Source organism: Staphylococcus sp. MSU001 (genome assembly GCF_052976705.1).
The window spans coordinates 21,003-32,959 of record NZ_JBRIKK010000010.1 but is presented as its reverse complement, the minus strand read 5'-3'; the positions used below and the strand labels follow the sequence as shown (position 1 = coordinate 32,959).

10 protein-coding genes are annotated in these 11,957 nt (G+C 33.3%); all 10 read right to left on the bottom strand.

Annotated features, from left to right (window positions below; genetic code table 11):
- Window position 1 precedes the first annotated feature (1 nt).
- A complete protein-coding gene (cysI, locus tag ACVBFA_RS06125; protein ID WP_002458280.1) occupies window positions 2-1,720 on the bottom strand; it encodes an assimilatory sulfite reductase (NADPH) hemoprotein subunit in 1,719 nt (572 codons plus the stop codon).
- A gap of 19 nt (window positions 1,721-1,739) precedes the next feature.
- Window positions 1,740-3,584, bottom strand: coding sequence for an assimilatory sulfite reductase (NADPH) flavoprotein subunit (locus ACVBFA_RS06120; RefSeq protein ID WP_002486924.1), 1,845 nt, complete (start codon window positions 3,582-3,584; stop codon window positions 1,740-1,742).
- A gap of 298 nt (window positions 3,585-3,882) precedes the next feature.
- Window positions 3,883-4,614 carry a phosphoadenylyl-sulfate reductase gene (locus ACVBFA_RS06115; RefSeq protein WP_002458282.1) on the bottom strand — a complete coding sequence of 244 codons (732 nt, stop codon included), beginning with the start codon at window positions 4,612-4,614 and terminating at the stop codon, window positions 3,883-3,885.
- Window positions 4,615-4,929: 315 nt separating this feature from the next.
- On the bottom strand, window positions 4,930-5,406 hold the full coding sequence (locus ACVBFA_RS06110; protein WP_002447025.1) for a glutathione peroxidase: 477 nt from the start codon (window positions 5,404-5,406) through the stop codon (window positions 4,930-4,932).
- A 12-nt stretch (window positions 5,407-5,418) separates the two neighbouring features.
- Window positions 5,419-6,762, bottom strand: a complete 1,344-nt coding sequence (locus tag ACVBFA_RS06105) for a dihydrolipoyl dehydrogenase family protein (RefSeq protein ID WP_002486906.1) — start codon at window positions 6,760-6,762, stop codon at window positions 5,419-5,421.
- A gap of 16 nt (window positions 6,763-6,778) precedes the next feature.
- Window positions 6,779-7,219: a MarR family winged helix-turn-helix transcriptional regulator gene (locus ACVBFA_RS06100; protein ID WP_002475659.1), complete on the bottom strand. Its 441-nt coding sequence runs from the start codon at window positions 7,217-7,219 to the stop codon at window positions 6,779-6,781.
- Window positions 7,220-7,438: 219 nt separating this feature from the next.
- Complete coding sequence (locus ACVBFA_RS06095) at window positions 7,439-8,188, bottom strand: zinc-ribbon domain-containing protein (RefSeq protein WP_002486909.1); 750 nt, start codon at window positions 8,186-8,188, stop codon at window positions 7,439-7,441.
- Window positions 8,189-8,193: 5 nt separating this feature from the next.
- Window positions 8,194-9,519: a PrsW family glutamic-type intramembrane protease gene (locus ACVBFA_RS06090; RefSeq protein WP_002486881.1), complete on the bottom strand. Its 1,326-nt coding sequence runs from the start codon at window positions 9,517-9,519 to the stop codon at window positions 8,194-8,196.
- Between the two features lie 143 nt (window positions 9,520-9,662).
- A complete protein-coding gene (locus ACVBFA_RS06085) occupies window positions 9,663-10,772 on the bottom strand; it encodes a hypothetical protein (protein WP_002475657.1) in 1,110 nt (369 codons plus the stop codon).
- Window positions 10,769-11,953, bottom strand: a complete 1,185-nt coding sequence (locus ACVBFA_RS06080) for a hypothetical protein (protein WP_002447019.1) — start codon at window positions 11,951-11,953, stop codon at window positions 10,769-10,771. Before ACVBFA_RS06080 ends, ACVBFA_RS06085 begins: the two co-directional genes overlap by 4 nt.
- Between the last annotated feature and the right edge of the window lie 4 nt (window positions 11,954-11,957).

Genomic DNA, 11,957 nt, shown 5'->3' with positions numbered 1-11,957 from the left:
TTTAGCTATGAAAATCGCGACCATCATGAACTTTGGCTATCACACCGGCACGAATTACAAAGTCCCCAAAGTGTTCTCCGTCAAGACGCTCTTTACTATAACGCAATAACAATGGACGTAGACTTTCTAATATTTCATTTTCGTCGATATTCTCTTTATATATTTTATTTAGACGTTCGCCTTTAAAACTACCACCTAAGTACATATTATATTTACCAGGTGCTTTACCGATAAAGGCTATTTCTGCTAGCGCTGGTCTTGCACATCCATTAGGACAACCTGTCATACGAATCGTTATTTCTTCCTCTCTTAAACCAGACTCATCTAATAAATCTTCAATTTTTGTAATTAATGAAGGAAGATATCTTTCAGATTCTGCCATAGCTAAACCACACGTTGGGAAAGCAACACAAGCCATAGAATTTCTTCTAAGTCCTGTATAATTTTTGCCATCTGTTAACTTATATTTATCAATAATAGCTTGTATTTCTTCCTTTTTCTCGGGAGAAACATTTGCAATAACTAAGTTCTGATTAGGTGATAATCTGAAATCTCCAGTATGGATTTCTGCGATTTCTCTTAAGGCTGTTTTTAACAAATAGTCTTCAGTATCTTTCACACGCCCATTTTGTATAAATAAAGTGAAGTTCCAATTATTAACACCTTCAATCCAACCTAATCGATCACCATTATGTTCAAATTCGAAATCACGTGGCGCTTTAATTTCCCAACCTAATCGTCGGTTTAATTCTTCAGTCACCCAAGTTTCTCCTAGACGGTCCACTGTATATTTAAAACGTGCATTTTTTCGATTTTCACGATTACCGTAATCACGTTGTATTGTAAGTATTTTCTCACATACATCTACAACCTTTTCCTTAGGTATAAAACCTATGAGACGTCCAAGTTGAGGATATGTTTCTGTATTACCATGAGTCATACCCATACCGCCACCGATAGTCACATTAAATCCAATTAACTCATCTTGTTCAACGATAGCGATTAAACCAATATCTTGAGAATAGACGTCAATATCATTAGATGGTGGTACCGCAATACCTATTTTGAATTTACGTGGTAAATACGTATTCCCATAAATAGGTTCCTTTTCCTCACTAGAATCTAAAACCTTTTCACCATCAAGCCAAATTTCATGATATGCATTTGTTCTTGGAAGTAAGTGATTACTTATACGCGTTGCATAATCATTAATCTCCTTATGTACTTGAGATTGATAAGGATTAGGATTGCACATTGTATTACGATTAACATCTCCACATGCAGCAATAGAATCAAGTACTGCATGATTGATATTTTTCATTGATTGTTTCAAATTACGTTTAAGAATGCCATGAAATTGAAATGCTTGGCGTGTTGTTAATTTAATCGTATGATTGGCATATTGATTAGAAATATCATCCATAGCAATCCACTGTTCAGGAGTCGCTTTCCCCCCGGGTACACGAACTCGAATCATAAAACTATATGCAGGCTCAAGTTTTTGTTTACGACGCTCATCTCTTAAATCCCTGTCATCTTGCATATAACTTCCGTGAAACTTTAGCAGTTTTGCATCATCTTGTGTAATGGATCCAGTGATTGGATTAGCTAAACTTTGTTCAATAGTTCCACGCAAAAAGTCACTATTTGCTTTTAAAAATTCCATTTCATCAAGATTTTTATCTAATTCTTCCGAAATATGATTATTTGTATTAACCATGTATCCCCCGTCCCTTCTATTAATACACATCTCTTTGATATCTTTTATCTCTTTTCATTTGTTTTAAGTATTCTTCTGCATCTGTTTCAGATAGGTTTTGCTCTTTGATTAACACATTTTTAATCGCTTGATGAACATCCTTTGCCATTTTACTTTCATCACCACATACATAAATAGTAGCGCCATTTTCAATCCATCGATTAAATTGTTCACTATTTTCTGCAATTTTATGTTGCACATACACTTTTTTATCAGTATCTCTAGAAAAAGCAATATCTAATTTTGATAAAGTTCCATCTTCAAGCCATTCTTGCCATTCCGTTTGATACAGAAAATCTGTAGTGAAGTGTTGATCTCCAAAGAATAACCATGTATTTCCTTCAAAACCTAGTTCCTCTCGTTCTTGCATATAGGATCTAAACGGTGCAACACCTGTCCCAGGACCTATCATAATCACAGGTGTTGATTCATCTTGCGGAAACTTAAAATTCGGATTTCGTTTTAAATAGATAGGAATTGTATCGCCCTCTTGTATTCTCTCTGCAAATTGAACTGAACAAACTCCTGAACGTTCGCGACCGTGTGCTTGATATCTAACTGCCCCAACAGTAATGTGAACTTCATCTGGTGTTGCTTTATAACTACTAGATATTGAGTACTCTCTAGGTGGTAACTTTCTTAATAATTGATGTAAATTTTCAGGTTGTAGTTCTGTCGTTGCGAAGTCATTTAATAAATCAATCAAATCCCGTCCCTCAACGTAGTTTTGAATCCATTCTTTATCTTGAATTTTTTCAGAAAGCTCTTCATTATCAAAAAATATCGCAGCATTTTCTATTAGCGGTTTTGTTAATTTAGTAATTTCGAAATGCGATGTTAATGCCTCTTCAAGATTTAAAGTATCTCCATCCTCGTTAATTAAAACTTGTGTTTCTGGACTCCAACCTAATGTGCTAATAAGTAAGTCTACGATAGCTGGATCGTTTTGAGGCAAGACAACTACACAATCCCCCGGTTCATATTCTTCACCGAAATTATCAAGTAATAACTCAATATGTCTTGTCTCTTTGTCTGAACCTCTACCATTCAAATTAATGTTGGTCAATACTTCAGCATCGTAAGGATTAGACTTACTATATTTCTTTTCCTTTGCTGATTTTATAGATTCGCTAACAACTTGTTCACTTTCAGTACCAGCTGGTGTTGAATCAATCGTATTAATAACATTGGCCATCCACTTTTCAGCGTCTTCTTCATAATCAACATCGCAATCAGTACGTTGATAAAGTCTTTCTGCCCCTAATTCAGCCAAACGATTATCAAAATCTTTACCAGTTTGACAGAAGAATTCATAGGTTTGATCTCCTAATGCTAATACTGAAAATCTCACCCCATCCAATTTTGGCGCTTTACGTCCGTGGATGTATTCATGTAATTCAATAGCATTATCTGGTGGATCTCCTTCGCCATGTGTAGATGTGATAATAAATAAATCTTCTACTTTCTTTAAATTCTTAGGTTTAAAGTCATCCATTGATTTGAGCGTAACGTCATTTCCAATATCAGATAAACGTTGTTCAAATATTTCTGCAAGTCCTTGCGCATTACCAGACTCAGATCCATATAAAATCGTTATCGATCTCGCTTCCGGCTCAACTGAAGGTTCCTTTTCATGTAGCATCGCTTCTGTATTGTCATCTAAGTTATGTTGGTCTACAGAATCTGTAGATGTATTTGATTGTTGATTTGCCATCAGATAGCCACTTAACCATACTTGTTGGTTAGGTGATAAAGTGTGAAGCAATTCATTAATTTGTTTAGCTTGCCCTTCCGTAAAAGGACTATTAGTAACACTTAAGTTCAATCTTATCCACCTCTTATACTTTGTTATTCCGATATTTGTCATTAGCTTATATATGTCTATATTTGAAAATTATTAATTATATCTTCAATTCTAGTATGTACCATTTATTATTTTCAGTAAATGTAATACTCAAATGATAACTAAAATCGAAAAGACAATTCATAATATCAAAGTGCAATACAAACATTGATTACTCAAAATAATCGCTTATAAATAAAGCTGTATCAGCTTTTAATAAACAACCCCTTATTTCTTATCGGAATACTATGTTTTGAAATTAAAATTTTTTGACTATCTCTTATGGTTTATCAGCTACATGTAATCCGCATTCAGTCTTACTAGAATTTGACCAACGACCAGCACGTGAATCATTAGAATTAAATACGGGTGATGTACATGGAATGCAACCAATACTTGGATAATTTTGATCATGTAATTCATTATAAGGTAAGTCCTTATCACGTATATAAGACCATACTTCTTCTTCTGTCCAATAGATTAAGGGACACACTTTAATCGATTTAAATCTTTCATCTTTGTTAATGAAATTTGTATGTGCTCGTGTTGGTGATTGTGCTCGTCTAAGACCTGATATCCAAGCTACAGCACCAGATAATACGTCTTCTAGAGGTTTAATCTTGCGTATGTAGCAACATTGATTAGGATCATTCTTCCATAAAGCAGGATTATATTTCTCACCTTGTTCCTCTAACGTAAGTTCCGGTTTTTTCATTTTAATGCGTAATTGTGGATATTTATCTTTCACCCTATCTATTAAGTCATATGTTTCTTGAAAATGTAAATCAGTGTCTAAAAATACAATTTGTGCGTCGGGTTTAATTTGAGAAATCAAGTCAATCAAAACCATACTCTCAGCACCAAAACTGCAAGAATAAACAATATCATTTTCATAAGTTTGATATGCCCATTTTAAAATCTCATAAGCACCTTTTGTCTCATCATTAATATCTAATTCATTTATAAATGGATCGTTTTGAAAATTGTCATAAGTAATTCTTTTTATAGACATTTGTGGAGCCCCCCTATCACCTTATCAATCCATCCAAATCAATAAAACATATCAGAATTGTCAGAATAATTATGTTTAATACTTTAACTACTTTTATAACGAAAGTCAAGGTAACTCGAGAAATTATCGAAATAAAGATGAGATTAATTTAAATTTTTTGTACTATATGCTCATAAAAAAATTTAAAGAGCCTACACATATGATATGGCAGACTCTTTAATAATTTCTTTTCCATTCGTTTATAGTGGCTTCATTCAAAATATTACAAATGAAACAAGATTATTTTATTCTTTAATTCAAGTAAAAGACAGGCATTTATTTTAATAATTGTCTTATTAATTCCTCCATTTGGTTAGGATTATCACAAGGTAAAAATCGTTTAACAATATTTCCCTGTTGATCGACTACAAATTTAGTAAAATTCCACTTAATTTGCGAACCAAATAATCCTGGTTGTTTACATTTTAATAATGTGTACAAAGGGTGCTCATGCTCTCCATTAACGTTAATCTTAGCATGGATGGGGAAAGTAATACCAAACTTATATTTATATACGCGATAAATATCTTTGATTAATCCTGGCTCCTGATTATTAAAATCATTGCAGGGGAAGCTCAAAATCTCAAGACCATACTTATGATATTTTTTATAAAGCATTTCTAATTTATTAAATTGATCATTCAAAGTACAATTAGTTGCAGTATTTACGATAATGAGCACTTTCCCTTTATATTTTTTTAGTAAATAGGTAGAACCATCATAATTCTCTACCGCAATATCATAAATACTCATTTAGTTACACCTCTACATCATCGCCAATTTCAATAAATCTATAACGCCACTGGAAGCTCCAGGAAATGCAAAAATATTTTGATTTAAATCGTGTGCAGTAAGTTTTTGATTAATGATAAAGACTAGGAGATTAACCAAATCACCAGCGTCATTCCCATAAATCTCTGCTCCCACTAAACGTTTTTGACTATCTAATACAATTGACATTTCAGCTTCTGTTTCGTTTTGATACTCAAATACCATTTGTCTTCCGAATGGTATATCTTTAATTATATACGTATCATCTTTCTTAGCCTCGCTTACTGTGACACCTATTTGAGATAAACGAGGCAATGAATAAAGCACTGAAGGTATTGGTGGATACTGGATGGCCTCTGTATTCAATCCAAGGATATGGGCAGCGATATAATTAGACTCAAATGTAGCTGTAGGAGTAAGCTTAGGAATCATTTTATCGATAACGTCCCCACTTGCATATATATTTTTTACATTTGTTCTTAAATAATCGTCAACCTCAATACCTCTATCACTAAATTGTATACCCACTTTTTCCAAACCTATTTGCTCAACATTAGGCTTTCTACCTGTTGCATCCAGTACATAATCTGTTTCAATCATTTTTCCAGACTCAGTTTCTACTATAAAACGTTGCGCATTCGGTCTAACTGACTTGGTATTCTCACCAAAGTAAAATTTAACACCTTCATCTTTTAACTTTTGAATTAATTTATTGACGTGAAATTCGTTAAACCCTTCAAGTGCCTGATTTGTATGATGAATCACATTGACCTCTACACCAGATTTGACCATGATAGAAGCGAATTCAATACTGATAATACCTGCTCCAATAAAAGTTATACTATTCGGTAAAGATTGCATTGATAAAAATTCCCGACTATCATGCGTATATTCTTTACCTTCGATATCTAATTGATGACTATGTTGTCCAGTTGCTATAACAATATAATCTGATTGTAATGTTGTATTATTTACCTCTATTGTATGAGCATCTACAATTTTACCTTTCCCCATGATTACATCAATTCCCTGTTGTTCAAACATAGATGTGAGGGTTTCAGACATAGGATTAATGACTTGCTCTTTGTAACGCATTAAATTCTTCCAATTCACTTCTAAATTGTGACTATCAATAATATTAGGATATTGTTTGGCTTCTTCAAGCACTTCATAAGGTCCCTCTAATAAAATTTTCGCATTACAACCATAGTTAGTACATGTACCGGCGATGGTATCTTTTTCAACTATAGCTACTTGCTTACCACTTTGCTTTAATGTTAACGCAGCATGCCAAGCTGCATGACCACTTCCTAAAAATACTACATCATATTGTTTCATTAACTCTCATCCTTTCTTATTTTTCTATGAGATGTTTTAATGTTTTCTCTAGTTCTTCAAACACATACTTCGTTTCATCATACTCCGTTGTATCAAATTCTTGTGGTAAGCAACTTGAAATTGCTTCAAAAACTGCTTCTTGTTGTTGTTGTCCATTGTCAGTTAACGTAATTATCAACTGTCGTTTATCAGATTGTTGACGTTCTCTTTTAACCCATCCAGATTGCTCAAGTCTTTTTAGTAATGGAGTTAAAGTGTTACTGGATAAATCCAAATGTCTACCGATTGAATTTAATGTTTGAGGATTCTCTTCCCATAACGTCAGTAATACTAAATACTGAGAATAAGTTATACCAAACTGTTTTAACTTTTTCTCATAAAATTGAGCAAATAAACGACTTACATTATATGCTGAAAAACAAAGCTGATTCGCTAACCTCATTTGTTCTTGTTTCACATATTCACCTCTTTTCAATCGCGCGCGATTGATTATAGTGTAAAATGACTCGCACATTTTCACAATATTTATGCTCACAAATAAAATTTTCTTATTTAAACATCAATTATAAAGTTAAAAAGACTTGGAATAATACTATATTCAAGATACCCTGACCACTAATCATAGAAAAAGCCCAAGACACTCTTTGAGTTCTTAGGCTTTCCATAAGCGATATATTTAAATTTGATTTACATTTTCAATGACAGTAACGTCTCCATTTTTAACATTAACTAACACAGAGAAGTCATTATCTTTGTTACTATCATAAATGAGCTGGCTTGAATTTCTATCATCCGGTTCATTATACATACTTAAAAATTGATCTTCTGAAATATGATTAGGTGCTACACCTACGCTAACAACTTCATTATCATCGTAGGCTACAGCTAAATCACCATATGTTTCATAACTCCACTTCAAACTTTCTACAGAACCATTGGATGTTCCAAATTTATCTTCAACTTCTTCACGTGTCATTCCATTATAAACACCTCTATATCCACTTGTTGAAGCTGACTTCATATAACCTTGATCAAAGTCATTACTAAAAACATCAATGCTTGGACCAGTAGATTGGTCGCTATTTTGATTACTTTCATTTGATTGTTGAGACTGTGTTGTTTGATGACTTTGCTCATCACTAATATAATGATTGTAAGCATAGTACGCACCATACAATAGTGCTGCTATCAACAAGACAAATATAATTGATAGTACAATCAACCAACCTGTATGTTTCTGTCCTTTATAAAATGTTAAATCATGATCTTGTCTTTCCTCACGAGAAATATACGATTGCTGTTCACGCATATGTTCAATTTGATTTTCACTTTTTCTTTGTGTCGATGTCTGTAAATGTTTTCCACATTTATTACAAAATGACTGTTCCTTTTTTACCGGATTTCCACAATGAGGGCAGAATTTCATTTATATCACCTTTCCTCTAAACGATTGTATTCCTCACGCAACTGATTCACCTGAGTTAGCCCTGCTTTCATAAGTATAAATATAAATAGCCATGCAATTATAATTAATAGAATATATTTTAAATAACCACTACTTAAAAGTGTTATTTCCGTATCCCATATTCCGTGCAATGTCACTGCCACAAAAAAGAAAAATATAAAACGTTTATCGATGATATTCGCCCATTCGAAATGGTTTGTTTCTTTCACTATTACTGCCGCAGCACCAACAATAGCTGCCCAAACGAGGTGACCGCCTAAAGCTGTCCAACCTCTTTGTATAGTAATTTCAGTAATATTATTAACTCCATCAACTAAATTAAATCCAAACCTAAATATATAACCGGCTGATTCAAACACCGCGAACCCTGCACCAACAGCAGCACCGATAAGTAATCCATTGAGTATTTTATTTGTTTTTAAATAATTGATAAACAAAATAACAACAGTTGCTTTTCCAACCTCTTCAACAAATCCTACTATGAATGCATCTGTTATAGTCATAATTCCATAATATTGCGATTCAGTACTAAATGTAACAAATTGATATAAAATCATTGTACTAATAAGTGACAATACACCACCAATAAAAAACATCCTCATTACATCAAAGATACTAATGTTTTTAAATACATTAGATTCGAAGAAGAAGATTAACCCTGAAATAGGAACTAATAGTGCGCCAATAAATATCATTCCTGGTATGGCATTGGCATTACCAAATACATTTGTTAATATCCATAACGCTAGGAAAGTGATACCTAAAGCTAAAAATACACGCGAGAATACCCAAGGTCTCCCCCACTCTTCGGAAACTTCATTAATATGTGGCGTCGTACGCTTTGTTCCAGCAATAAATACATCATCCGCTTCATCTTTGGTGTGAGATTTAAACACCTCGGAAAACATATCACGCAAATTCAATTTTAAACTTTCATCATTCCCTGCTAGCCTACCTATTGATTTCGTTGTGTTATTAAATAGATGCTTGGCTTCTTCTGTTAATCGAATGCGATCTGCAGTTTCATTTTCAATTTCAGGTTTTGTGTTTGAATATGTATGTGACCCTATGTTGTCATTTGCATTTGATAATGTTTGCTGAAGAAAATGACCACAATTGATACAAAACTTATCATCGACATTTACTACTTTGTGACACTTTGGACATTGTCTTTCTTGACTACTAAAAAAATGTTCAATTTTTGTCTTTGGATTATCTAACACACTCTGTCCACAATTAACACAAAATTTATCATCCTTCTCTAAATGTGCCCCACAATTAGAACAAATCAATTCAATCCCTACTTTCAAGTTATCTCTATAAAAAAGTTGTTATCAATATTTTAAATTAATTCTCATAAAATCGCTATATTCTATGACAGATAAACTGTTAATTTTCGTATTGCAAAATAAAACGTCGATAAAAGCGACTGCTTTTATCGACGTTGCTCTTCGTATCTTATACGTTGACGATATCCATATGTGCTCTCTTTAATGAGTTCATCATTAAGTAAACCAGCTCCAATTGCACCTGCAACTGTCGAAATTGAAGCTGCAAACCATGGAATACTTAAATACAAATCAATGCCTGCAGGACCTTTTAATCCAACTTGCTGACCTAAAAATCCTGATGGCAATAATACGATTTCAGCAATTAAGAAGAGTAAATATAGAATAATATAATAAATGATAATGGCAAAAATCAATGTCATTATTGTTGTAAGATTGTATAACCAAGTAATACGCTTATGATTGCTTTTATTAACTGGTTCCCATAAATCATGTGACATCATTATCCATATTAACATTCCAATAATCGCAATAATTGAAATTCCAAATAAGCGCCACATTGAAAAGTTATAAGCCATTTGCCACATCGTTGTAAATACAAGTCCAAAAGCACCTGTAGTAAATGCAATAGCTACTATATTACTTAAACTTGCCATCATATTTAATGGATTATTCGCAAAGGTCATTCCACTAACAAGACGAAACATGCCTCTAGAACGTGAACTAGATAAATATCTTAAGTGATAAGAGTCTGTTTCTTTCATATATATTGTTTCTTTGTCTATTTTAGAGAGCGGAAATTGCTTTTTCACTGAATTTTCTATTTGATTATTATTATCATAATTACGACTTTCTTGTTCAGCTTCATTTAATTCTTGAATAATATTATAAATCGCATGCTTGAAACGTTTTTTAACTGGACGCCAGCCAAATGCCGGATATGAGAAAATAGCTGCACCATTTTCCATATTAATATCTAGTGCCATCACTTGCTTGTCAGCAAACATCGGCAAATCTGTAATTGCTATCACATAATCCCATTGTCTCTTATCGTGATAATCAGCTACTTTCTCAAAAATTTCATCTACAGATTCAGCAAAACCAGTAAGCGGATCAGTAACTAAATCAAAAATCCATTCTTGCTGATAATCATAATGCGTAGATAACATTTTAGGCATTTCTTGTATAAGATTTTCTGCAAGATGTTCAGTAACACCTGGAGCGACGACTAGACCCACAGTTTTTTGATTTGTCATGCGTCATCCTCCTCTCTATGTCCTTGTTTTTTACCTTCATATTGTTCATTATTTCCATCTTTACTTGAAGTTTGTTGTTCGACATTTTGTTGTGATACATCACGAGAAGTTTCTTGTTCTTTTTGTTCTTGCTCAGCTTTTTTATAACGATGATATTGTCTATAAGAATAAGTAATACGACGTATTTTCTCTTCATTTTCAACAGTTGATCCCATAGCCCCAGCTAAAAGCCCTAATGATGATACAAACCAAATCAATCTCATATAATTTGAGAACGTAAATTGTGCTTGGGCACTCGTCCAACTATTAAATAATTCCACAGGGACAAAGAGTGTGATACTGATGATTAACAATAAATACAAAATGACATAATTTATGAGTGTAATCAAACTAAGTGTAACAAGTGTGGTTGAATTATAAATATATCGATATACACGCTGAGATTTAGCAGTTTTCTTTTCAATCAATTGATGCGCATAGAATAGCCATCCGGCCATCCCAAGTATGGCAATCACCATCAATATGATAAGTCGAAGCGGTGAATAAATCACGCTTAATTCCCATGGCATTGAAAATATGGAGACATAAGTTCCTGTTGCAAAGGCAACTGAAATGATTTTCTTAAAATTAAAGATGTTTTTCCAAGGCTGATTTGCTCGTGTCAGTCCACCAATTAACTGAATCCAACTTATGATAAATAAAATATTAATATATCGTTGCTTTGATGTTGCGTCTTCGTCTGGTTCTACAGCCTTCACGCGTACAAAAGGATGTGGCGCATTTTTGTTTTTCGGTTGATTATAATATAATTGTTCAATCAATGAAGTCATCGTTTTAACTAGCTTGCGCTTTAAATCAATAAAACCTAGTGACGGTAATGATAGCATTGCAACATGTTTGTCACTATTAAAGTCGCTGACTACCACTTTATTATCTGAAATACTTGGCAAATCTGTCAGGCAAACAACGTAATCCCACTGATGTGCCTCTTTAATTTGTGCTGCTTTTTCAACACTTTCATGTACATCCTCTGCAGATCCTATCATGAGATCGACTTTGATTTCGAAATTCCATCGATTATGTTTAGTCCGCTTTGACAATAACTGTTTAACATTTGGAATTATATTTTTTGCATGTTGATGCGCTATACCTGGTGAAGGTATAATTCCGACTGTTTGCATCGTC

Excerpts from the sequence above, each read along its gene's own strand:
- cysI (WP_002458280.1), bottom strand. The coding sequence starts at position 1,720 with ATGGTTAATACAAATAATCATATTTCGGAAGAATTAGATAAAAATCTT.
- ACVBFA_RS06115 (WP_002458282.1), bottom strand. The coding sequence starts at position 4,614 with ATGTCTATAAAAAGAATTACTTATGACAATTTTCAAAACGATCCATTT.
- ACVBFA_RS06110 (WP_002447025.1), bottom strand. The coding sequence starts at position 5,406 with ATGAGTATTTATGATATTGCGGTAGAGAATTATGATGGTTCTACCTAT.
- ACVBFA_RS06105 (WP_002486906.1), bottom strand. The coding sequence starts at position 6,762 with ATGAAACAATATGATGTAGTATTTTTAGGAAGTGGTCATGCAGCTTGG.
- ACVBFA_RS06095 (WP_002486909.1), bottom strand. The coding sequence starts at position 8,188 with ATGAAATTCTGCCCTCATTGTGGAAATCCGGTAAAAAAGGAACAGTCA.
- ACVBFA_RS06085 (WP_002475657.1), bottom strand. The coding sequence starts at position 10,772 with ATGACAAATCAAAAAACTGTGGGTCTAGTCGTCGCTCCAGGTGTTACT.
- ACVBFA_RS06080 (WP_002447019.1), bottom strand. The coding sequence starts at position 11,953 with ATGCAAACAGTCGGAATTATACCTTCACCAGGTATAGCGCATCAACAT.